The organism is Lacticaseibacillus manihotivorans DSM 13343 = JCM 12514, assembly GCF_001435035.1.
Lineage (GTDB): Bacteria > Bacillota > Bacilli > Lactobacillales > Lactobacillaceae > Lacticaseibacillus > Lacticaseibacillus manihotivorans.
In genome coordinates, this window is record NZ_AZEU01000091.1 from 1 (window position 1) to 22,059 (window position 22,059).

Here is a 22,059-nt window from a genome sequence, read left to right on the forward strand (position 1 = left end):
TCTCCTAGTGGGTCAGTCTTTTTTCTTAGTGTTCCACTTCAATTGTAAATTCAAGTGTAATCAAAAGCGCCTGGTGTGGCTGAGTTTGGCGACCACGTTATTAGTTTGGTATTGGTGGTTGCCCCACGCGCCTTTGTGGGCCGGATTTTATTTGGCGACGCTGATTTTGATGTGGGTCGCGCAACGTTACGCTAAACCGATCGGCCATATCTGGTGGTGTTATCTGCCGTTTGCCGTTTTGTTTGCCGCGCCTTTTATGATCATCAACTATCTCTCACTGCGCGGCATCGACGTGGGGTGGCTGTGGGAAGTGGGGTCATGTTTGGTTTTGGCTGGCTTGTTGTGGATGGTGCATTTTGGTGTTAAGCGCCAGCGGGCGAAAACCGCCTTACTCAAATCCGAAGCGCGCATCGATGAGTTGACGCAATTGAATAATTTCCGCGTCTTCAATGAAGATCTCTTAACGATTTACCAGCAAAGTCAAATCAGCGGCACGCCGTTTGCGTTGTATACCTTTGATATCGACCATTTCAAGGGGATCAATGATCGCTATGGGCATTTAATGGGCAATCAAGTGCTCGAAGCAGTGGCCACGCGCATGGAAGTGGTGGCCAACCATCTCGGGTATCCAGATGTGCGCTGTTATCGCACTGGTGGCGAGGAGTTCTCGTTGATCATTCCCCAAATCGTGCCTAGCATCAAACAAGCCGAAAAAATCGCTTGGCGTATTCATGACGAACTCGGGGCGCTACATTTCGTTTCCGAAGCCGGGCAGCCCTTTCAAATCACAGTCAGCCTAGGCGAAGACCGCTCCCGCAGCGATGATCAGAATTATTTAGATGTCTACAATCGTGCGGATCAATACTTATATAATTCCAAGCGCGCTGGCCGTAATACCGTGACAATCAATGGCCAAACGCTTACCCAACGGTGACTGAGCATAACAGTCGCCGTTTTTTGGTGAGAAGTGTATAATAAGCTTCATCAGATTTTAAATAATTGGGGGATTCCTAATGGCAAAATTAACACATTTATTTGAAACATTCCAACCGTCACATTATAACGTCTATTTGGACATTGATCGGGCGCATAAAACCATCAACGGTCACACTGAAATCACTGGTCACGCAGCGGCATCACAAATCGCCGTTCACCAGAAATTCTTGAGCATCGAAGCCGTTGAAGCCGATGGCAAATCGGTCGGCTTTACGGTGGACGATGAGGGAGAATGCGTCCGCATCGACTTACCAAAAGCTGGTGACACAACGCTTGCGATTACTTATGCCGCCAAGCTCACCGACACCATGATGGGGATCTATCCTTCCTATTATAATGTTGACGGTCAGCGCAAGGAGTTGATCGGCACCCAATTTGAAACCACCGCGGCCCGCCAAGCCTTCCCAAGCATCGACGAACCAGAAGCCAAAGCCACCTTTGATGTCGCGGTGAAGTTCGACGAACAACGCGGCGAAACCATTATTGCCAATATGCCAGAAGTCAAAGTCGAAAATGGCGTGCATTATTTTGACACCACGGTGAAAATGTCCACCTACTTGGTCGCCTTTGCGTTTGGCGACTTGCAAAAAAAGCTCACTCATACCAAGTCCGGGGTTGAAATCGGTGTGTTTGCCACCAAAGCCCATGCGGCCAACGAATTGGATTTTGCCTTGGATATCGCCAAGCGCAGTATCGAATTTTATGAAGACTTCTACCAAACCCCATATCCACTACCACATTCTTACCAATTGGCCTTGCCTGATTTCTCCGCTGGCGCGATGGAAAACTGGGGCTTGGTCACTTACCGCGAAGCTTATTTGACCGTTGATCCAGCCAACACCTCGTTGGAAATGAAGCAACGCGTCGCTACTGTGGTTGCCCATGAACTCGCCCATCAATGGTTCGGCGATTTGGTCACCATGAAGTGGTGGGATGATCTGTGGTTGAACGAATCCTTTGCCAACATGATGGAATATGTCGCTGTTGACGCGTTAGAGCCAGACTGGCACATTTGGGAAGTCTTCCAAACCGACGAAGCCACGGCTGCTTTACAACGCGATGCTACTGATGGGGTGCAATCCGTCCATGTTGACGTTAATGACCCAGCTGAAATCATCAGTTTGTTTGATGGCGCGATCGTTTATGCCAAAGGCTCGCGGATGTTAGTGATGGTGCGCGCGTTGATCGGCGATGACGCTTTGCGTAAAGGCTTGAAAGCTTACTTTGCCGCGCATCAATATGGCAATGCCACTGGCGCAGACTTGTGGGCGGCATTAGGCGAAGCGTCTGGGATCGATGTCGGCGCCGTGATGGCAGGCTGGCTACAACAACCAGGCTATCCAGTCGTCGATGCCTCAGTTGTTGACGGTCACTTACAACTCAGCCAAAAGCAATTCTTCATCGGCGCCAATACGCCACAAGGTCGTTTGTGGCAGATCCCATTGAAAGCCAACTTCGATGCCCCAAAGTTGTTGACCACCACGACGTTAGATCTCGGCAATTACGCTGATCTGCGCGCCAAAGCCGGTCACGCTTTGCGCCTAAATGATGGCAACGAATCGCATTTTATCGTGGAATACGATGATACGTTGATGGCGGACTTGCTCAAAGATGTTGCCAGCTTGGATCCGATCACCCAAATGCAAATCTTGCAAGACTTACGCTTGTTATCAGAAGGCCAACAATTGACCTACGCCGCAGTGGTGCCATTGCTCAAACAATTCGCCAACAGCCGCTCAAACCTCGTTAACATGTCCCTGTATAGCTTAGCCGGCAACTTGAAAAAATTCACGACGCCAGACTCTGATGCAGAACAGGCGCTGCAAACCTTGTATGGTCAATTATCCGCGGCAAACCTCAAAGCATTAGGTTGGCTGCCGCGCGCTACCGATTCTAACGATGATACTTTGGCCCGACCTTATGTGTTGAGTGCAGCCTTGTACAGCCAAGATCCTCAGGCGCAACTTGCCGCGCATGAACAATACGAGGCCCACGCCAAGGACTTGATCAACTTACCGGCTGATGTGCGCGTGTTCATTTTAACCAATGAAATGCAAAACTTCGGCACGGCGACGGTCTTTGACCAATTGCTCAACGACTATCGCACCACGGCTGACGCTTCATATCGTCGCGACTTGGCGCAAGCCTTGACTAAGACCAAAGATGCCCATCAGATCGCAACGATCGTGACTGCGTTCCAAGATGCCGACACGATCAAGCCGCAAGATCTGCGCGCTTGGTTTGCCGGCGTTTTGGCTAATCCTGCTGGCCAACAAGCGACTTGGAACTGGTTCCGCGCTAGCTGGGGTTGGTTGAACGACACCGTTGGCGGAGATATGGAATTCCCAACTTACATCACCGTGATCTCGCGGGTCTTCCACACGCAACAACGCTTGGATGAATTCACTGAATTCTTCACCCCAAAGCGTGGTGACGCCAGCTTGACGCGGGAAATCGATATGGATACGGCGGTCATCGCCGGGCGCGTCGCCTTGATCAACGCTGAAGCTGACAGTGTCAATGCTGCTATCGCTAAAGCCATCAAGTAAATTTCTTGAGAAACAAGCTGTCGCAATTGACGGCTTGTTTTTTTGTATCTGGTTTCTATCAGGGGACTGTCCTCTTGCGCCTACGCGATTGTAAATTTCGTGGTGGCATGCGATACTAATTAAAAATAAGGAGGCGCAATCATGCAAATTACCTTAACTGATGCATTCGTCCAATTGATCCGTGACAAGGGCTTGGCCGACAAAGATTTGATTTTGATCGCTGATGATGGTGGGGACAAATATTCCTTGCAAGGCGGGGCTTGTACCATCGGCTCAAAATTCACGTTGATCGAAGTGGACCAGCCAGACTCAGATTATCCAGTGGCTTTGCAAAATCCTGCCGGGCTTAAGTTATGGAGCTCTGATTACGATTTGTTGTTTTTAGAAGCGGGGTTACAATTAGACTTTGTCGATCATCAGATCCGCCTCAAAGATAATGCCCACCGCTTTGACGACGGGTTGCGAATTGCCAAGGGCTCAGAAGTTTTAGCTGCATTTCACCAAGGCCTGACCGTTGCCGGGGTCAGCTGCTAAGTTGCATTGACAAGAAACCAAGACATCATTAAAGGCAATCAAATCAACGCGACAATTGCCAGATTGTACGAGCCATCAAGCAATGCATTTGCGTAGAAGGCGCCTGCCAAGCAAATCCTAAGTTCGGGATTTACTCGTCAGGCGCCTTTTGCGCGTGGCTAAGTTCGCTTGATGTCTCAGCCATATGATTGAAAAAAACGAATAGAAATATTTGTTTTTTTTGCTTTTTTTGACAATAATGCCGACTTTTGACTGTTAGCGTGTATTAACATCTGGTATATTTATAATTACATATCGATTAAATTGTGCGCGAAGGGGGCCGCAGCGTGTTAGCCGATTTAATATTTTATTTATGCTTCTTCATGACGGGGTTTGTCGGGACCGTCGACACCATCCACGAAATGGTGCCGCATGCTTATGCGATGCGCTTCAACAAACATATGCCTGATGGCTTGCCGATCGTGTTGTATCTGGTGGTCGTGGTCGCCTTGATCCATATGCTCCCACTGTCGCCTTGGATCAAAATTGCATTGTCTGTCGGCGCGGTCATTCACTTAAGCACTCGCGCGCAGGACCCGCGCATCTATGGGCTCGGGTTGGTGGCAGGGTGGCTGATCAGCTTGCCGCTGTCGCATGTGTCGGCTCTTTTGAGTTTGGGGTCGCTTGCGGTGTTGGCGCTAGTAGCGTTGAGCAACTATCATCGGATGTGGGTGGCTCAGCGTGAGTGGCGGGTGATGTTGAATCTGGTGGGGTTGTCCGCCGGTTTATGGAGCATCGCTGCGTTAGCTGATCAGCTCGATGGCGGCACCGCACTTGCGGCTTGGGCGCTTTGTTTGCCGGTATTATATGCGGCCCATTGGTATGATCGGGTGATGATCGTGCGGCATCACGAAAACCAGCGTCTGTTTTACTCCAGCGCCCATGATGAATTGACTGGTGTCCGGACGTTATCCCTGTTTCGCCGGGATTATCGCCGGTATCAAACCTTGCTGCGTAGTGATCCGCAAAAACCGTTACACTTGGCAATGGTCGACATTGATCATTTTAAAATGATCAATGATACTTATGGGCATCTCGTCGGCAATGAAGTATTGATCAGCTTTGCTAAGGACTTCGAGACATATCTGGCCCAAAAAGATTATTACTGCGGCTTATATCGCATTGGTGGCGAAGAATTCAGCGTGTACTTGTACAGCCTGAGTGCCACCGACGCCAAACGTGAACTGGAAACTTATACGCAACGCTTAAAGACCTTGCAAGTTTCAAAGACTTACCCGGACTTGCGGATCACCTTGTCTATGGGGATGTGTCAGTGTCTAGGCATCAGCGAGAACTTAGTGAATTTGATTGGCCGCGCCGATGAGAATTTGTATCGCGCCAAGCATCTTGGGCGTGATCAAATCATTGCTGCATAAATTAGGCACATCCGCGTCACCTCAGCGGCATTTAAGTATTGTCCGCTTGGTGATCCCCAAAGGTACTCAGGTCAAGCGCCACCGTTCGTTAATGACGGTGACGGTCGTCGCGATCAAAGGTCAGATCACGTTTCACACCGATGGCGCTGAAACGACGTTAGTTCCCGGTCAAGCGATCGTTATGCAGCCAGCCGAATTTCACTGGCTAGAAGCGCCGGTTGAAGATGGTGAAGTGCTGGTGGTGCATGGCGTGTTAGCGGAATAATGTTGAAATCTCCCTAAGCCATTGTGGTCTAAGGGGATTTTGTTTGGCGCGTAAAATGCCGTTTTGATGCAAATGCGCACCGGCATCGACAGCATGTTTTCGATCCTCCAGTAGCCTTACCAATTGCCTAGTGGCCCGAAACTCTGGGGGCTGCGAGGTTTTTCGCCACTGCGATGAATTGGGCCAGTTGCCGGTGCGGCCGGCTACGGAAATCGGCCAAACCCGGGCCGATGTTCCTTCGCCTAAATTTTGAAACGGAGAAACCCGCTCCGTTTCAAAATTTGCCGGTGAAATCCGCGCGAGCCGCCACAAATCTGCGTCTCACTTGCTAACACTTTCGCGGGCAATGGTCCAATTCACCTCCGTTCTACCAAACCATCGCAGCCCCCAGATTTTGTTCGTTGTGATTACTAGCTTACAAATTCAATCCGCTTACGTGCGACCGTATTTCTGAATTGATCGTCACATAGACGTTGGTAATGGACGTTTCGTAGCCATCAGGTGCCAGTGGTCTGGCGGAGTGGAGGAACTGAAATCATCGAACGTGGCAGAAATATTAGCGGAGACAGTGGTCTTCTGGCTCCGCTAATATTTCAGGCGAATTCAAAGACGCGGGTTTCGGCTTTGAATTCAGGCATAAGAACATCGGCGGTTTGTGCCGATTTCTGGAGCCGGCCGGCCACGAGAGATGATTTCAGTTACGTAACGCAGCGAGACCACTGGCACCTGATGGCTGCCATGAAACCCTCACGATGCCGGACAGCGAAATAAAAAAATAGGTTGAGACGAATGATGTCTCAACCTATGGATATCAATTGGATCAGGCCCGGGCTGCCTTGATTTCTGCAAAGCGTTCTGGGGATAACTTACCAAGTTCCACGAGCTTTGATTCAATGGCATCAAGCACCGCATTGCGGTCGGTTTTGTCATTGACGAAATCTAAGTCGTCGCGGTTGATGGTCATCATCGTCGATCTTGTGTAGCCTTTGGACCAATCGCGGTAGGCATGGTTCACGCGGTGGTAGTAATCCACCAATTCCGGCTTTTCGCGAATATCTTCCATTTCGCGGCCACGGGACTGAATTTCATCGATTTCGTGTTCTGGGTCGATTTGTAAGTAAACCGCTAAATCTGGTAAGCCGTTGAAAGGAGAGCCATTGACGTTGGCTTGCATTTCTTGGGAAAGCGTCACGTAAACGTTGTAGTCGATATCATCGATTTCGCCGTTGTCGTGGAGTTGCTTAGCCATAACAAAATCAGATTCCAAACTCGAATCCATCACCGCGTTGTCTTGGACCAAGGCTTTTTTGAGTTGTTGATAACGGAAGGTCAAAAAGGCGATCTGCAAAATCGTCGCCGTTGTTTTACGGCTGTCTGCGCCAGCTGCGTAGAACTTGTTGAGCATGTTGGCGATCATGCCATTGCCTTCAACGTCTTCATAATAAGCAGGCGCAGCAAGGTCTTTAGACAAGATACGAGTCAGCGAGGTTTTGCCAGCGCCGATGGAGCCGAGAATATAAATCATGGATTAGACTTCTTTCATCTGTTTGTCGTTTTTACAGCACAAAAGACGAGCAAAAGCTGCTCGCCAATTGAGACGTCAATGTTTTAATACTACTATCTTAGTGGATTTCCTTCAAGCCTAACTTGCGGCGGCCAGTGTTAAACCAAGGGCTGACCGTGAAGGCTAAAATGTCGTTGATGACATAAATGGAAGAGTTGATGGCCATCGCCAAGGATGCATCCCCTTGGGCAAAGGTGATCGCCCATAAAACCAATTGGGCGATCCCGGAGAACAACCACCAGAAGTATTGATTGTTGTAACGCAAGAAGCAGACGATCCCACCAGTTAAGGAAATGGCAAAGGCCATCCCATCAAAAATCGGGCGTGGGTCGTTGGTGAACTTGCCGATGAGCACGGCAGAAACTGCCCAAACAACTAACGTGAAGGCAATGGAGATGACCCATTGCTTAGCGGCAAAGCGCTTGAGGTTGTTGGCCGTGTCGTCGTTCCAAGTGCGCACCGAGATCAACACAGGCAGATCCAAGGTGACCACATAAGCGATTTGTTCGAAAATGGATAAGTAGTTCTTGGCCGTGAAGCCCACAAAAATAAAGCAAGCAGCGGAAATCAAGCCCAACCAGCCGTTAACGGCTTTGGTGGCGTTGATTGCCAAGACACATAATACCCCGATCATCGTCCCAAAGAAGGTGATCAAAGCCACCGGCGTGATCGGTGCGTTAACCAACGTCATCAGTTGTGCGCCTAACGCGAAATAAAACAAGTAGTAGTTTTGTTGTGGCCAACCTTTTAATTGGTTAAACAGCCAGCTGAAATAGTTCTGTGATTCGTTCATCAATAGTGCCCCCTAAATGATAATTGCAAAAACTATTATGCCACAATATTTTGTGGATGCTAGTCTTGTATCCACAATATTTTGGTGGTATGGCAACGGGGTCGCACAATTAATGAGATAGATGCAAACGATTTACAGAAAAAATCGTCGGCCAAGTGAATTTGGCTGGCGATCGCTTGAAGTCAAGCTTTCACCACGGGGATCTGAACGGTAAACATCGCGTCACTTAACGTTTCTAAGTTGTAATTGCCGGCGGGGCGATACCCAGCTTGTGCGATTTTGCCATACGCTTGGCCGATGAATTGATCCAAGGCTAAGCGATTCGCGCGGGTCATTTTAAATGTCGCATAATCACCTGCCGGCAAGGTATAAGTGCTGTGGTCGTCACCAGTTTCCACAAAGTAATGTTGTTGGCCGTCAACATTGGCATTGACCGCGTGATAAGTGAACTCGGCTTGGCGGGCGGCGACGAGCTTGGCTTTGGATAAATTGGCCAGCGCTTCAGGCATCGGCAAGCTGACCAAGTTGTCAGTGACGGCGAGGGTGACAGAACCAAAGTGATCGATTTGCATAAGGGTTGCCTCCATTTAGATGATGACTTGAGTATAATAGGAGAAAGGTGACATCTAGCTGTCATCATTTCAATAGAAAGCACAGAAAAAATGCAAACTTATCGCTTGATCAATATCGTGATGATGTTGTTGGCCCAAGACACCATTTCAGCGCAAACTTTTGCGGATTTATTCCAAGTCACCAAGCGCACGATTTTACGTGACATGGATCACTTGTCTGCTGCGCACATTCCAGTCGTCGCCACCCGAGGCGTAAACGGTGGGTTTCGGCTGCTCGACACTTACAAAATCGACAAGCGCTTATTAAGTGTGAAAGATCTGCAAAATATTCTCGCCGCAGTTCAGGGACTCGATGCCCTGCTCGTGGATCCAGATGTCGCGATGACCTTAACCAAAGTCTCCGGCTTATTGCCAACCACAAAAAACCGCAGTCTCGCCATCGACTTCAATGGAGCACAGAATTTATCTGCTGTCGTGCAAACCTTGCAACAAGCGATCCGATCGCATCACTTCATCGCCTTTGACTATTACGATCGCAATGGGGTGGCAACGAGCCGTTTGGTTGAACCGTATCAACTATTGTGGCGCAACACCAGCTGGTATTTGGTGGGGTATGCGACGGAGCGCCAGGCCTTTCGCACGTTTCGGGTGTCGCGCATGACGGCGCTGATCGAACAAGCTGAGTTTAGGCCGAGAGCTAACGTGCCGTTAGGCTGGCAAGGTGGCGGCGGGGATGGGCAGCGCGTCGACGTAAACGTCACTGGCTTACAAGCCTGCCGCAGTTTTGTGGTGGCGCATTTTGGCCAACAAGTGATCACTGATAATCGCGAGGCCGACTTTGATGCGGTGTTACCCGTTGGCGATAATCCTGACACGTACCGCTTTTTGGCGCAATGCGGGACGAACTTGAAAGTAGTCGGGCCAGAAAAGTTTCGCGAAGGCTATCGCGCTTATCTCAAACAAATGTGGGCGATGCAAGATTGACAATCCGGCTACTTAGCCATATTATAGTCATGTACTTAGCAACACTAAGGAGTAGACGATGAACGGATTAACAGAATTATTGAAAGGCGCCTTAGAAGGCATCGTGTTGCAACACATTGCTCAAGGCGAAACTTACGGTTACGAAATCACTAAATATTTACAAGACCTGGGCCTTGAAGATATCGTTGAAGGCACGGTGTACACGGTGTTGTTGCGCTTGGAAAAACAAGGCTTATTGGAGGTCGAACGCCGCAAGTCAACGCTTGGCCCCCAGCGCAAGTTTTATTCATTGAATGCAGCAGGGCAAGAATATTTGACGAATTTTTGGGCCAGGTGGGATTTTCTTGCTGGCAAAATGACGCAATTAAGGAAGGCTTAACATGGTCAGTTTTTGGAATACCATCACCGGCAATGATATGTCGGCAGATTTAAAAGCTTATGCCAAGCGCATTGACCAACTACCTGCTGGCTACCCAGAAGCTTGGGCGCAAATGCAGGCGGCATTGATGAGTGGCATGAACGTGTCGGCGAGCTTTACCGGGCGCGATTTGATGCCAGTGTTTGCGGGTTTGGTGGATTATTTAGAAGAAGCAGCCGGCGATGGCTTGTTGATCGATGACGCATTGGGGACTGATCCAGCCAGTTTTGCGACGCAAGCGGCCAACGCCAATGGCATCCCATTGTTACTGGAAAAAATGGGCGCCCAGCTCAATCGTCACGTCCACCTAAAACTTGGGAGGTAAGCAGATGAGCGTGATTTCAGATAAAAAAGCTTGGCTGGCTTTCCGAAAAGAAGTTAAAGCCTTGCCCAAAGATTATGTGATCGTGTTTGATGCGATTCAAAATTATGCCTTCAAAGTCGCCCCGTATGTCCCGCATGATACTGGCGCCGTGTTGACGCAATTGTTGGAACTCTTTCAAACCAGTGCCGCAGAAGGCCTCGATGTGTTGGCAGTGTGTGGGGATGATGTCGGCAAGTTTGCCAATGACTTGATTTTAAATGCGCGTACCTCGGCTTGACGTCGGGGTGTTTTTTCGGTCTCAAGGCTGAACTGAAAATCCATCGCTTAGCGCAAGACCTCACAAGCAATTCTCGTTATGCTAGAAACATCAATTGCTTGGAGGCAAAGAAAATGAAAAAGATTTTGATCAGTTTGGCCACAGTAGCGGTACTGGTGGTCGCCGTCTTATTTGGCGCAAAGTTCGCCACTGCGCAAAGTAGCAGTCAAGTTGCCGCAGTCGTCGACTCCCTTAACCCTTTGGTGCCGGAAAAAACCATTTACGTCAAAACCACGAAACCTGATTCACAAGACAGCTATGGTACCCCAGTTTACAAACAAACTGCCGTTGACGCCAAAGGCAATACTCGTCCGATCGAATTCACGGGGATGAAGCAGTTCAAGTTGGATCACTACTTGGCGCTGAAAGCTAAAGGGCGTATGTCACGGGCTATCATGAAGTGCAAGCCAACGACATCAGTCAAGCCGCGCTATTGAAATTAAAATAATGATGATGCGTCAGCTCGATTACAATCGGGCTGGCGCTTTTTTGCGCTGGCAGATAAAAATTAAATTTAGTTCACCCCGTTTACAAACTCATCGAAAATCGGTATCATCACGGTAACATCGAATTCAGGAGGAAAAACATGTCAGAAAAAATCGCCGTTTTGGTCGACTCCGGCTGTGATGTCCCACAAAGTGTGATCGCTGCATCCCCAAATCTCGCCATCGTCGCGTTAAACGTCCGCCAAAATGGGGTGGATTATTTAGACGGCGTCGATCTCACGCCGGATGAATTTTATGCGCATTTAACCCCAAACAATTTGCCGCAGACTGCCAGTCCCGCACCAGCAGTGGTCGCAGCGCATATGCAAGATCTGTTCAACGCCGGCTACACTAAGATTTTAGCCTTGTCGATTTCTGGCGCGTTGTCAGCGACGTATCAGGGCATGCGCTTGGCGGCTCAAGAATTCAAAGCGGGTCAAGTGATGGTATTAGATACTAAAAGTGCTGGCATCGGCAGTGGGTTGCTGGTCGCATACGCTTTGAAGCTGATCGCTGACGGTCAGGAATTCGCCGACGTGATTGCCGCGGTCCAACATTCAATTCAGCATTCTGGCGTGTGGTTATACATTCCCAGCCTCACCTATTTGCAAGCCGGCGGGCGCATCGGCAAAGTCGCCGGCACGCTTGGCAGTGTCCTCAACATCAAACCGTTGTTGTCTGTGAACGATAACGGGGAGATCATCGCCGTCGGAAAAGTTCGCTCTGAGAAAAAAGCCGTGCAGAAATTGATCGACATCGCGTTGGCGACTGCAGGCCCGCACGCGACCATTGCCGTCGCACATGGCGCGAATTTCGAGTTGTTGCATGAGGTGACTGCCCAAATCGAAGCCACCGGCCGCCACGTTGAATTCACGGGATCAGTCTCACCGGCGATCGGCGTACACACCGGGCCTGGGTTGATCGGGGTAGCGGTGCAAAACCCGTAATGCTACACTAAAGACAACTGATAATAGGAAGTGTTGGCTTTTGACCCTCAAGTTTCGCGCTGCTCAACCCGCAGATCTCTCACAAATCATGCCCATTGAAAACGCCGGCTTTACGCCAGATGAAGCGGCGACTCAAACCGCGATGCAAGCGCGCATTGCGCAATACCCAGATACCTTTATTGTCGCTTCGGAAAAGAATCAAGTGCTCGGCTACATCGTTGGCCCAGCCATCGATCAGCGCTATTTAGCTGATGATTTATTTGTCGATGCGCGGCCGAATGCAGAAAGCGCCCAATATCAGTCCGTGTTGAGTTTAGCGGTTTCCCCAACGGCTCAACATCGCGGGTTAGGGTCAGCGTTGTTGGCGCAATTGAAAACCGTAGCCACGGCTCAGCATCGCCAAGCCATCACGTTAACCTGTTTGAAGCGGTTAGTACCGTTTTATGAAGCCAATGGTTATGTGAATGAAGGGGTATCGGCTTCTAGCCATGCTGGGGAAGTGTGGTACAACTTAGTGCTAAATTTGTAAAAAAATATCGTCGTCCTTTTTAAAAAGGCGGCGATATTTTCGTTTTATGTCTCGAATTTTTATCTGCGATCAATGAGGCTAGACGGATGAATGACGGCAATTTGCAACGTTATGACATGCTATTTGCATGTGATATATTGACAACTGCATTTAGAATGATAACATTAAAGTATAATATCAAAGGGGGCGTTTGAATGTCTTCAACTAAATCAAGATCAAAATCAGAAGTGCGCGTAACTGTTCAGGCTCGTATTGATAAGCAAACAAAAGATGCCGCAATGGCAGCTTTCAAAGCCATGGGCATGGATATGAGCACTGGGATCAGTATTTATCTCAATCAAGTTGCACATGATCAGCGCATGCCATTTACGCCAAGTGCCGCTGATCCACTTGACGCAACTTTGGCTGATGCCCTAGCCGATGTTAAGGCAGGTCGAGTTGAGCATGCCGATAATTATGCTGCGTATAAAGCGGCGATGGATAAGCTATGAGAGCCGTTGAGTATACTCACACCTACAAAAAACAATATAAGCGATTAAAGCGTTCAGGTTGGAATATGGCGCTGCTTGATCATTCTGTTGAAGCATTGTTGAAAGAAGACCAAGCCGAACTTGAACGGCTTTGGGATCATCAGTTGACCGGGAATAAAAAAGCTTTTCGTGAAATCCACGTTGGTCAGCGTGCAAGTGATTGGGTCATCGAGTATCAATTAAAAGATGATGGGACCGTGGTACTATTGCTACAAACGGGGTCGCATCACTAGGTCTTAGGAATGTGACTGGTTAAACAAACCTGTTACGACGCTGATTGTTTGAACAAGATTGCAAATGTGCAGTCTAAATTTGTAAAAAAATATCGTCGTCCTTTTTAAAAAGGCGGCGATATTTTCGTTTAACGCAACTGTAAATCACGATTGAAAAATTGCGGATAAGCTTGATACGCGGCAATCACACTACCTAAACTGGTGGCGCCAAGCAACATGAACGTCACCATGATTTGGTACATGATGGCTTTGGTCGGGTCGACCCCAGCAAAAATCAACCCGCTCATCATCCCTGGTAAACTGACCAAGCCGACTGTTTTGGCCGAGTCGATAGTCGGCGCCATTCCCGTGCGAATCGCTGAGCGCACAATGGTGATGGCGGCTTGTTTTTGATCGGCACCTAACGCTAAGCGCTCCATGATGGCTTGACGCTGGTCGTGAAAGCCGGCATTGAGTTGGCGATAACACAAGCCGATGGCGACCATCACGTTGCTGGCGATCATCCCGGTGATCGGCACGACTTGGCTGGGGATGAAGGCGATGGCATGCGCGATCAATAAAAAGCCCAGCGTTAACAAGGTCGCCACCGAAATCGCGACCAGTGAAATCAGTCCAGCATGTGGGATCCCATTGGCGCGCCCGCGGGCATTGACCGCAGCGTTGCCGATAATGATGGCGACCATCAACGCCGTGAGCCACAATCGATCGACGCGAATAATATAAGTCAGCACGTAACCGACCACGGTAAGTTGAATGACAGCGCGCACCACGCCGATGACCAAGTCGTGCTCTAGACCAATTTTTTCTTTGAAGTTAATGGCTAACGCAATCATCACCAACACCACGGCCAAAGTCAACGCAGTGGGCGATACGATTAAATTGTTTTGCATGGTTAATCCTCCAATCGTCCTGCCACCAAGCGCAACAACGTCGAGGCTTTGGCGACTTCGGTTTCATCATGCGTCACGGCGATCACCGTGATGCCTTGGCGATGATAAGTTTCAATCAATTGATGGACGATGGCTTTGGTGTCTGGGTCTAGGCCAGTCGTCACTTCATCTAGCAATAACACTTTTGGCGGAAACAGTAAATTGCGGATTAATGCGACCCGTTGTTTTTCCCCGCCACTTAAGCTGGTGATTTTAGCCGTCAGCATGCTTTCTGGCAAATCGACACTTTGCAAAGCTTGACGAGCGCGGTTTTCGTCAAAATCCATTTTCCGGATCATAAACGGAAAGGCGAGATTATCTTGGACGGTGTCGCCAAACAAACTCGGCTGTTGAAAACAATAAGAAACCAGTTTCCGGTAATCGGTTTTGGGGTAGTCGGCTTGCGGCTTACCATCAAAGCTGATGGTGCCGCTGGTGGGGGTGAGCAAAGTGGCCAACACCCGCAACAACGTGCTTTTGCCAGAACCGGATGGGCCGGTGAGGGTGAGATAAGCACCGGTCGGGACTTGTAAGTTGATGTCTTGTAAAATGGGTTTGTCTTCAAGGGTGAGGTTGACTTGATGCAATGCAAAAATATTCGGCATAAGGCGCCACCTTTCAATTTGACAAGTAAAATTTCGGGTTTTAAGCTGAACGTGAAACCAAATTTCAATCAGGAGGCAAATATGTTCAACTATCAACTCGCTGACGGACAATCAGTGCCGGCTTTAGGCTTTGGCACTTACAAACTCAATGGGATCAGCGGCGTCCGCGCGATTCAAAGTGCCATCGACGCCGGGTATCGGATGATCGATACCGCGTATAATTATGAAAATGAAGGCGCAGTGGGCGAGGCGATTCGCCGCTCCAGTGTGGCGCGCGATGAACTGACGGTGGTATCCAAGCTCCCAGGGCGCTATTACCACTACCAAGATGCCATCGACCATTTACAAGAAAGTTTATTTCGCAGTGGCTTGGATCATTTTGACTTGTACTTACTCCACTGGCCGAATCCCAAACGCGACCAATATGTGGAAGCTTGGCAAGCCTTGATCGCTGCGCAAAAATTCGGCTTGGTGCAAAGCATTGGGGTTTGCAACTTTTTGCCGGAACATCTCGATCGGCTCTATGCTGAAACCGGCGTGATGCCAGTCGTCAACCAAATCGAATTGCATCCTTACTTCAATCAAGCCAAGCAAATCGAGGCGGATGCCGAGCGTCATGTGCTGACGGCTGCTTGGAGTCCACTGGGCCGCGCCAGTGCCGTGTTGCAAGAACCAGCTTTGCAAGCCATCGCCCAGGCTCACGGCAAAACCATCAGTCAAGTGATTTTGCGCTGGGACTTACAACTCGGCGTGATGACCATTCCCAAGTCTGCCCATCTCAGTCGCCAAAAAGAAAACCTCAACGTGTTTGATTTTGAACTGACCGATCAAGAAATGGCCGCCATCGCCCAACTCACCAAACCAGACGGCCGCACCAAAGGCCAGGATCCAGCCACTTATGAAGAATTCTAACTTCCTTATAGCATAACACCGCTTTCATTTTTTGGCACGTGCGATGCTATTCGATAAAAAAATCGCCCAACCTTTGCAATGAGGTTGGGCGATTTTGCGTTTACGCGTCAAATTGCGCATTGTATAGTTGGGCGTAAAAGCCATTTTGAGCTAACAAGGATTCATGGGTCCCGCGTTCGATCACATGCCCTTGATCAATGACTAAAATCAAGTCCGCCGCTTGAATGGTCGATAACCGATGGGCGATCACAAAGCTAGTTTTGCCTTGCATCAACTTACTCATCGCCGCTTGAATCAAGGCTTCGGTGTTGGAATCGATCGCGGCGGTCGCTTCATCGAGTACCAGGATCGGCGCTTGGGTGACAAAGGCGCGGGCGATACTCAACAATTGGCGCTGACCGATCGACAAGGCGCTGGCATTTTCCGATAACATCGTGTCGTAGCCATTTGGTAATTGCGTGATAAAGGTGTGCGCATTGGCTTCAATGGCAGCTTGTTCAACTTCTGCGTCCGTGGCTTCCGGGCGGCCTAAACGAATGTTTTCGCGAATCGATAAGGTGAATAAGTAGGATTCTTGTTGCACCACGGTGATCAAATGCCGCAAGTTCGCGCGCTTGATGGTGGTCACATCGCGATCATCGAGCAAAACACGCCCTTGTTGCAGGGGATACAAGTTGGTTAATAAATTCATGATCGTCGTTTTGCCCGCACCAGTGGGTCCGACTAACGCCACCACTGCGCCTGGTTTGGCTTGCAAATCGATATCATGTAAAATCGTGCGCGTGTCGTCATAGGCGAAGCTGACATGATCAAAAGCGACGGCACCATCAGTATGGGTCACCGCCACTGCGTCAGGTAAATCACTTTCGCGTGGCGCATCGATTAACTCAAACACCCGCTGGGCTGAAACCAACGATAATTGTAAGGTATTGATCAGATCCAATAAGTTATTAATCGGTCCGGTAAAATTCCGCAAATAAATTAAAAAGGTAAAAATCACGCCGACGGTGATACTGCCGACATGCCCTAAAATCGACGCCGCGCCAACGGCTGTGATCAGCACGTATGCGACATTGTTGGTCATGTTGTTGAACGGCCCGATGATACTCGACAGTGCTTGCGCAATGAACGCAGCATGCGTATAGCGCCGATTGGTTTCATCAAAATGTGCTTGCGTCGCATCCAAATGATTGAATAATTGCACCACTTGTTTACCAGAAACCGATTCTTCAATTTGCGTGTTCAAACTGCCTAGGGCCACTTGTTGGGTCATAAACGCTTTTTGCGTTAAGCGCGCGACGCCTCGCGAGAATAAATAGGTCGCGACAGTGGCTAACAAGGTGATGGCAAACAGGACAGGCGACAGCCAAAGCATTGCCGCGCCCATACCGATGATCGAAATGATCCCAGTGAACAACTGCACAAAAGTCTGCATCAAAGCACTGTTGATATTGTCGACATCATTGGTCAAGCGACTCATCACATCGCCATTATCATGCGTATCGAAATAGCGCATCGGCTGGTGTTGCAAGTTTTTAAACACATCTTGGCGAATGGCAGCACTGGTGGATTGCGCCACCGAGATCATCAAGCTGTTTTGAAAATACACGGCGACGCTGGCGATCACATACACAATGGCCATGATACCGCACACCAGCAGCAAGGTGTGCAGTTGATGATGGGAGATGTAGCGATCGATCACGATCCCGTTGATGCGCGTGCCGACAATGGTGACAACGGTGGTGATCACCGTTAACAGGAAAACGATCACCAAAAACTTGCGACTGTTGGCTAAGTAATGCCACAGCCGTTTGATCGTGGCTTTCCAATCACCGACACTGACTTTTTCTCGATGAATGTTGCGGCGCGGTCTATTCATTTGCATGGCGGCCACCTCCTAACTGTGTATCCACCAATTGTCGATAAAATGGAGAATTTTGATAAACGGTTTGTGAATCGCCGCGCGCCGTGATTTTTCCGGCTTCCAACACGATAATTTCATCACAATCGATCACATTGGTCACCCGTTGGGAAATAATCAAGGTGGTTTGATGTTGCCGAGCCTGGGCGAGTTGTTGTTTGATTTCAGCGTTGGTACTTTGATCCACCGCACTGGTGGCATCATCGAGCACCACAATGTCAGGATCATTGGTGAACGCCCGCGCTAAGTTCAAGCGTTGACGCTGGCCACCAGAAAAATTTTTCCCGCGTTGTTCGACTGGGGCATCAAATTGTTTCGCTAAGGGGGTGATGAACTCATTGGCATCGGCAATTTGCGCGGCAGTGGACAAGGCTTCTGGGGTAGCAGCGCCGCCAAAGCTCAAGTTGGACGCAATCGTGCCAGCAAATAAAATGGCATCTTGCAGCGCCACTTTGACTTTAGTGTGCACATCAGCCAACGAGAGTGTTTGAATATCCGTGCCACCGATCGTGATTTTTCCTGAATAGTCGTCAAAGCTACGCGTCAACAAATTGATCAAAGTGGTTTTCCCAGCGCCAGTGGGGCCGACGATGCCGAGGCTATGACCATCAGGCACCACAAACGACACATCATTTAAAATCGGTGTACTTTGATCAAAACCAAACGTCACATGCGCAAATTCAATCGAACTGGCATTTGGCAGTGGCGCACTGGCTTGAGGCATTGGCGCAGTTTCATCAAGCACTGCTTGTACCCGCGCGGCAGAGGTGATCGCCCGCGAAAAGGCAGTGATGATGTTGGCAGTTTGAATCATGGCCGTGGTGATTTGAATCATATAATTGACAAAGGCGATGATTTGACCATCAGAAATCGACCCATGAATGGCCAAGCTGCCGCCATAACTCAACGCGATCACCACGCCCAGATTTAACAGCAATTGAATCACTGGCGCTAAGGTGACAGTCGCCATCGCCGCATTGAGGCTGGTGGTTTGCAAGTTCTGGTTGGCTTGTTTGAATTCGGCGAATTGATGGTCCTCAAGTACATAGGACTTAATGGTTTTTGCGCCTTGCAAGTTTTCGCGCATCCCGCGGTTGACGCGATCCACTGCGGCTTGCATTTGGGTATACAAAGGCAACGAGCGTCGCATCACGATCAAAATGAAGATCACCAGAATTGGCATAATGATAAATAAAATCGGCGCGAGGTCAGGACAAACCAAGGTGGACATCACAATGCCGCCAAGCAATAGCATCGGCGCGCGCACCATGCCTCGGGTGACCATCATCACCAAATTTTGCATTTGGGTGACGTCATTGGTGATGCGCGTGATCAACGTGGCTGGCTTGAGTCCTGCGGCATCGCGTGATGATAACGCGATTTGTAGCATTTCAGCGCGCAGGGATTCACCCATTTTTAAGGAGGCATAACTGCCCAAGGTTCCGCAAGTCGCACCGCAAATCAATCCCAGCACGGCAAACATCAGCATCAACAGTGCGTGGTGCAACACGTATTGGCCGTCGCCGTGGGCCAAGCCCGTGTCGATGATCTGCGACATTAACGTTGGCTGTTGTAAATCACACGACACTTCGCCGAGCATGATCAAAGGGGCGAGGAAAAAGGCCCACCGCGCCCGGCCGTGTGTGTGATGCATAATAATGGCAAACATGCTGTCAACTCCATTCCATGAAAAAAGCGTCACTGATCCTGCGCCTAGTAAGGACTAAGGATCCGTAACGCTATTGATAGGGTTATGTTAAAACAAGATTTGCCGGCTGGCAAGTTTGAAGCCAGTTTTTTGAGCAAATTCGAGTTGCTGGCGCTCAATGCTGAAAACGCGCTGCGGCAAAATCATGCAGTGGGGTGTTCAGCGGGACAAATTTCACCGCTTCTTTAAAAGGCACTTGCAGTATCGCGTCGTCAGCCCCTGTGGCTAACTTCACTGCCCAGCTTGGGTCATATAACAATTGTTGGCCGACTGCCACGAGTTCCGCATTTTGCAACACATGATTCACGTCTTGGCGCGTGCGCACACCGCCGACGCCGATCAATGGCAACTGTCCTGTCAAATGATCATGGACATAAGCTAAAATTGATTTTTGATCATGCTGATCATCTCGCGCCACCCGATCATATGCATTTAACGAGATATGCACATAATCCAAGTTCGTGGCTTTCAATTGATCCAACAACCACAGCGTGTCGTCAAAGCGAATGCCAGGGGTTTCAAATTCTTCAGGCGAAAGGCGATAGCCGACTAAAAATGGGTGATCAGCATATTTTTCCACTGCTGCAAAAACGCTAGCGAGGACTTCTTTAATGAAGCGATACCGTTTTTCTCGGCTACCACCATAATCATCTTCGCGCCGATTGGAATGCGGCGAGAAGAATTGTTGCAGTAAATAGGTGTTGGCGCCGTGCAATTCAACGCCATCAAATCCGGCTTGAATCGCGCGGCGAGTAGCCTCTCCAAAGGCAATGACGGTGTCGTGAATTTCATCGGTGGTCATCGCCCGCGGTGTTTCAGCGTCAGGACGCAAAGCCGCAACCGCACTGGCAGAAACTGGTTGTTCGCCCATTAAAGTCGCCGCATGCGTCATTCGCCCAGCGTGGAAGATCTGCACAATGGCTTTGGCGCCTTGGGCTTGAATAGCCCCAGCTAAAGCATGCAATTGCGGGAGCATATCATCAGTTGCAATCGACAATTCACCAGGCCAGCCTTTGCCTTGGGCTTGCACATTGGCCGCCCCAGTGATGATCGCGCCTAAACCTTTGGCGCGATCGGCGTAATATTGAATTTCGTCTTGGGTGACCGTGCCATTGTAAAAACTTTGTTGGGTGGTCATCGGCGACATCACCAAGCGATTGGTAATGGTGACGCCAGATTTAAAGGTGAACGGGTTCGAAAATTGGGTCATTGAAGCGCCTCTTGCAGCAAATCGGCTGCTTTTTGGCCAACGCCATGTGCAGATTGCGGATTTTGACCGGTGATCAAGCGCCCATCCACAACCACATGTTCTGTGAACGGATCGGCTTTAGAATAATCGGCACCAGCTGCTTTCAGTGCATCTTCAGCTAAAAATGGCACCATGGTGGTCAGTTGATTGATGTCTTCTTCTTCGTTCGTAAAGCCGGTGAGCTTTTTGCCATTGATGAAATCCCCCATGGCCAACAAGCCGACGACGCCATGGCAAACTGCAGAAACGACGCCACCTTGGGCATAGATCTTTTTGGCGATGTCTGCAAGCGCTTGGTTTTTCGGAAAGTCCCACATCACGCCATGACCCCCGGCGAAATAAATAATATCATAAAGGGTCGGGTCAACTTGGATCGGAGACAGGGAATGAGCGAGATATTTTTGCCGATAACTTTGGTCGCCATAATAAGTCCAGTTCAAATCATCCATTTGGGTGAGTGATGCCGGATCCAGTGGCACGTAGCCGCCTTCAGGGGAAACATAATCGACGGCGATGCCATTTTGGCTCATGACATCATGAAAGTGCGTCGCTTCAGAAAACCACACACCAGTGGCGCGGTTCGTCCCGTCAAAGCGGGCGTGGTTGGTGACGACAATGAGTGCTTTAGTCATATAATCGCTCCTTATCATTTGTAAGCTACTTTCAGTATAAGAGTTAAGTAGGGGATGTCAACGTGCGAGTCATTCGAAATCTGGGAATGTCATATGCTTGATTGGAATGTATGAAATCATGAAGATAGTAATTTTCGTGAATAAACCATTCTTTATCCACCACTGAGAATTTATTAAGATTGCATTTCCGTATAGAAAACGTTTGCAAAGTCATTTCTAGCATGCTATCTTAACGATGGATTCCACGGAATCGAAGGCAGCGCGACTGCAGCGCGCGAGGTGATCCTTTGACTCCGCCGGGACGCTCACTGGAAAAAGTGGTGACACTGGCTCCAGACCTAATACCCAGAGTGCAGCACTGAGAAGTCGCGTTGGGTACGCGACAAACCAGGGTAAACGAGCAAACTCGTAGGACAAACCAACCTATGCTTGTGTGTTTGGGACAACGACAAGCGTGTCAGGCCACTGACCTTGGAGGAAGCTTGGCTTTCTTGAATTCACCCACTGCATCATCTGAGACTGGCAGACCAGTCGAATCAAAAGTTGAACAAATCGAGCAGGGCCACGGGCCAGTGAATCACATGCTGGGCCGTGGTTTTTTCTACCGTTAGTCAAGTACTAATCTTGATTTAACGGTATTTTCTTTGC

The 22,059-nt window shown here is 49.3% G+C and carries 24 protein-coding genes; 15 read left to right on the forward strand and 9 right to left on the reverse strand.

The features are described 5' to 3' along the window. From FD01_RS04550 to FD01_RS04570, 5 genes are all read left to right on the forward strand, one after another. Positions 1-934 (forward strand): GGDEF domain-containing protein (locus FD01_RS04550; protein WP_056962856.1); only part of this gene is annotated, 934 nt, incomplete at its 5' end. A 79-nt stretch (positions 935-1,013) separates the two neighbouring features. Further along, positions 1,014-3,545 carry a M1 family metallopeptidase gene (locus FD01_RS04555; RefSeq protein WP_056962858.1) on the forward strand — a complete coding sequence of 844 codons (2,532 nt, stop codon included), beginning with the start codon at positions 1,014-1,016 and terminating at the stop codon, positions 3,543-3,545. 141 nt (positions 3,546-3,686) lie between these two features. Further along, positions 3,687-4,079: an iron-sulfur cluster biosynthesis family protein gene (locus FD01_RS04560; RefSeq protein ID WP_054716869.1), complete on the forward strand. Its 393-nt coding sequence runs from the start codon at positions 3,687-3,689 to the stop codon at positions 4,077-4,079. 326 nt (positions 4,080-4,405) lie between these two features. Further along, the gene (locus FD01_RS04565; protein ID WP_054716866.1) at positions 4,406-5,494 is read left to right on the forward strand and encodes a GGDEF domain-containing protein; all 1,089 of its coding nucleotides are present in this window, start codon (positions 4,406-4,408) and stop codon (positions 5,492-5,494) included. Then, positions 5,484-5,759, forward strand: coding sequence for a cupin domain-containing protein (locus FD01_RS04570; protein WP_156647270.1), 276 nt, complete (start codon positions 5,484-5,486; stop codon positions 5,757-5,759). The genes FD01_RS04565 and FD01_RS04570 overlap by 11 nt, the downstream gene beginning before the upstream one ends. An 820-nt stretch (positions 5,760-6,579) precedes the next feature. Here FD01_RS04570 and FD01_RS04575 read toward each other — a convergent pair. From FD01_RS04575 to FD01_RS04585, 3 genes are all read right to left on the reverse strand, one after another. Beyond that, complete coding sequence (locus FD01_RS04575; RefSeq protein WP_056962860.1) at positions 6,580-7,284, reverse strand: deoxynucleoside kinase; 705 nt, start codon at positions 7,282-7,284, stop codon at positions 6,580-6,582. 97 nt (positions 7,285-7,381) lie between these two features. Then, positions 7,382-8,116: a nicotinamide riboside transporter PnuC gene (gene pnuC, locus FD01_RS04580; RefSeq protein ID WP_054716859.1), complete on the reverse strand. Its 735-nt coding sequence runs from the start codon at positions 8,114-8,116 to the stop codon at positions 7,382-7,384. A gap of 182 nt (positions 8,117-8,298) precedes the next feature. Next, a complete protein-coding gene (locus tag FD01_RS04585) occupies positions 8,299-8,688 on the reverse strand; it encodes a GyrI-like domain-containing protein (RefSeq protein WP_054716856.1) in 390 nt (129 codons plus the stop codon). A 90-nt stretch (positions 8,689-8,778) separates the two neighbouring features. On the opposite strand from FD01_RS04585, the gene FD01_RS04590 reads away from it, so the two are divergent. The 9 genes from FD01_RS04590 (at position 8,779) to FD01_RS04630 (ending at position 13,455) form a co-directional block, all read left to right on the forward strand. Continuing rightward, the gene (locus FD01_RS04590) at positions 8,779-9,672 is read left to right on the forward strand and encodes a helix-turn-helix transcriptional regulator (protein WP_056962862.1); all 894 of its coding nucleotides are present in this window, start codon (positions 8,779-8,781) and stop codon (positions 9,670-9,672) included. A 58-nt stretch (positions 9,673-9,730) separates the two neighbouring features. Then, positions 9,731-10,051 carry a PadR family transcriptional regulator gene (locus tag FD01_RS04595; RefSeq protein WP_054716846.1) on the forward strand — a complete coding sequence of 107 codons (321 nt, stop codon included), beginning with the start codon at positions 9,731-9,733 and terminating at the stop codon, positions 10,049-10,051. A gap of 1 nt (position 10,052) precedes the next feature. Beyond that, positions 10,053-10,415 carry a DUF1048 domain-containing protein gene (locus FD01_RS04600; protein ID WP_056962864.1) on the forward strand — a complete coding sequence of 121 codons (363 nt, stop codon included), beginning with the start codon at positions 10,053-10,055 and terminating at the stop codon, positions 10,413-10,415. Between the two features lie 4 nt (positions 10,416-10,419). Then, positions 10,420-10,692: a DUF1048 domain-containing protein gene (locus tag FD01_RS04605; protein ID WP_056962866.1), complete on the forward strand. Its 273-nt coding sequence runs from the start codon at positions 10,420-10,422 to the stop codon at positions 10,690-10,692. Between the two features lie 113 nt (positions 10,693-10,805). After that, a complete protein-coding gene (locus FD01_RS04610) occupies positions 10,806-11,168 on the forward strand; it encodes a DUF1093 domain-containing protein (RefSeq protein ID WP_054716836.1) in 363 nt (120 codons plus the stop codon). Positions 11,169-11,317: 149 nt separating this feature from the next. Beyond that, positions 11,318-12,163, forward strand: a complete 846-nt coding sequence (locus tag FD01_RS04615) for a DegV family protein (RefSeq protein ID WP_056962868.1) — start codon at positions 11,318-11,320, stop codon at positions 12,161-12,163. 40 nt (positions 12,164-12,203) lie between these two features. Beyond that, entirely contained in the window at positions 12,204-12,692 is a 489-nt protein-coding gene (locus tag FD01_RS04620) for a GNAT family N-acetyltransferase (protein WP_054716833.1), read from the forward strand. A 194-nt stretch (positions 12,693-12,886) separates the two neighbouring features. Next, entirely contained in the window at positions 12,887-13,183 is a 297-nt protein-coding gene (locus tag FD01_RS04625) for a type II toxin-antitoxin system RelB/DinJ family antitoxin (RefSeq protein ID WP_054716830.1), read from the forward strand. Continuing rightward, on the forward strand, positions 13,180-13,455 hold the full coding sequence (locus FD01_RS04630) for a type II toxin-antitoxin system RelE/ParE family toxin (protein ID WP_082611682.1): 276 nt from the start codon (positions 13,180-13,182) through the stop codon (positions 13,453-13,455). The genes FD01_RS04625 and FD01_RS04630 overlap by 4 nt, the downstream gene beginning before the upstream one ends. 128 nt (positions 13,456-13,583) lie before the next feature. On the opposite strand, the gene FD01_RS04635 is transcribed toward FD01_RS04630, so the two are convergent. Next, entirely contained in the window at positions 13,584-14,345 is a 762-nt protein-coding gene (locus tag FD01_RS04635) for an ABC transporter permease (RefSeq protein ID WP_056962873.1), read from the reverse strand. A gap of 2 nt (positions 14,346-14,347) precedes the next feature. Next, positions 14,348-14,989: an ABC transporter ATP-binding protein gene (locus FD01_RS04640; protein ID WP_054716827.1), complete on the reverse strand. Its 642-nt coding sequence runs from the start codon at positions 14,987-14,989 to the stop codon at positions 14,348-14,350. Between the two features lie 81 nt (positions 14,990-15,070). Here FD01_RS04640 and FD01_RS04645 point away from each other — a divergent pair, with 81 nt between their 5' ends. Beyond that, positions 15,071-15,901, forward strand: a complete 831-nt coding sequence (locus FD01_RS04645; RefSeq protein WP_056962875.1) for an aldo/keto reductase — start codon at positions 15,071-15,073, stop codon at positions 15,899-15,901. Positions 15,902-16,001: 100 nt separating this feature from the next. Here FD01_RS04645 and FD01_RS04650 read toward each other — a convergent pair whose 3' ends face one another. The 4 genes from FD01_RS04650 to FD01_RS04665 all read right to left on the reverse strand — a co-directional run bounded on the left by FD01_RS04650 (position 16,002) and on the right by FD01_RS04665 (position 21,411). Further along, entirely contained in the window at positions 16,002-17,795 is a 1,794-nt protein-coding gene (locus FD01_RS04650; RefSeq protein WP_404820705.1) for an ABC transporter ATP-binding protein, read from the reverse strand. Further along, positions 17,773-19,491 carry an ABC transporter ATP-binding protein gene (locus FD01_RS04655; RefSeq protein WP_056962880.1) on the reverse strand — a complete coding sequence of 573 codons (1,719 nt, stop codon included), beginning with the start codon at positions 19,489-19,491 and terminating at the stop codon, positions 17,773-17,775. Before FD01_RS04655 ends, FD01_RS04650 begins: the two co-directional genes overlap by 23 nt. A gap of 154 nt (positions 19,492-19,645) precedes the next feature. After that, a complete protein-coding gene (locus FD01_RS04660) occupies positions 19,646-20,740 on the reverse strand; it encodes an NADH-dependent flavin oxidoreductase (RefSeq protein ID WP_054716824.1) in 1,095 nt (364 codons plus the stop codon). After that, on the reverse strand, positions 20,737-21,411 hold the full coding sequence (locus FD01_RS04665; protein WP_054716821.1) for a type 1 glutamine amidotransferase domain-containing protein: 675 nt from the start codon (positions 21,409-21,411) through the stop codon (positions 20,737-20,739). Before FD01_RS04665 ends, FD01_RS04660 begins: the two co-directional genes overlap by 4 nt. Positions 21,412-22,059 lie beyond the last annotated feature (648 nt).

Coding starts and splice junctions, on each gene's coding strand:
- FD01_RS04605 (WP_056962866.1), top strand. CDS start 10,420: ATGAGCGTGATTTCAGATAAAAAAGCTTGGCTGGCTTTCCGAAAAGAA.
- pnuC (WP_054716859.1), bottom strand. CDS start 8,116: ATGAACGAATCACAGAACTATTTCAGCTGGCTGTTTAACCAATTAAAA.
- FD01_RS04655 (WP_056962880.1), bottom strand. CDS start 19,491: ATGTTTGCCATTATTATGCATCACACACACGGCCGGGCGCGGTGGGCC.
- FD01_RS04635 (WP_056962873.1), bottom strand. CDS start 14,345: ATGCAAAACAATTTAATCGTATCGCCCACTGCGTTGACTTTGGCCGTG.
- FD01_RS04560 (WP_054716869.1), top strand. CDS start 3,687: ATGCAAATTACCTTAACTGATGCATTCGTCCAATTGATCCGTGACAAG.
- FD01_RS04665 (WP_054716821.1), bottom strand. CDS start 21,411: ATGACTAAAGCACTCATTGTCGTCACCAACCACGCCCGCTTTGACGGG.
- FD01_RS04595 (WP_054716846.1), top strand. CDS start 9,731: ATGAACGGATTAACAGAATTATTGAAAGGCGCCTTAGAAGGCATCGTG.
- FD01_RS04660 (WP_054716824.1), bottom strand. CDS start 20,740: ATGACCCAATTTTCGAACCCGTTCACCTTTAAATCTGGCGTCACCATT.
- FD01_RS04610 (WP_054716836.1), top strand. CDS start 10,806: ATGAAAAAGATTTTGATCAGTTTGGCCACAGTAGCGGTACTGGTGGTC.
- FD01_RS04640 (WP_054716827.1), bottom strand. CDS start 14,989: ATGCCGAATATTTTTGCATTGCATCAAGTCAACCTCACCCTTGAAGAC.
- FD01_RS04625 (WP_054716830.1), top strand. CDS start 12,887: ATGTCTTCAACTAAATCAAGATCAAAATCAGAAGTGCGCGTAACTGTT.
- FD01_RS04555 (WP_056962858.1), top strand. CDS start 1,014: ATGGCAAAATTAACACATTTATTTGAAACATTCCAACCGTCACATTAT.
- FD01_RS04590 (WP_056962862.1), top strand. CDS start 8,779: ATGCAAACTTATCGCTTGATCAATATCGTGATGATGTTGTTGGCCCAA.
- FD01_RS04600 (WP_056962864.1), top strand. CDS start 10,053: ATGGTCAGTTTTTGGAATACCATCACCGGCAATGATATGTCGGCAGAT.
- FD01_RS04585 (WP_054716856.1), bottom strand. CDS start 8,688: ATGCAAATCGATCACTTTGGTTCTGTCACCCTCGCCGTCACTGACAAC.
- FD01_RS04645 (WP_056962875.1), top strand. CDS start 15,071: ATGTTCAACTATCAACTCGCTGACGGACAATCAGTGCCGGCTTTAGGC.
- FD01_RS04630 (WP_082611682.1), top strand. CDS start 13,180: ATGAGAGCCGTTGAGTATACTCACACCTACAAAAAACAATATAAGCGA.
- FD01_RS04615 (WP_056962868.1), top strand. CDS start 11,318: ATGTCAGAAAAAATCGCCGTTTTGGTCGACTCCGGCTGTGATGTCCCA.
- FD01_RS04575 (WP_056962860.1), bottom strand. CDS start 7,284: ATGATTTATATTCTCGGCTCCATCGGCGCTGGCAAAACCTCGCTGACT.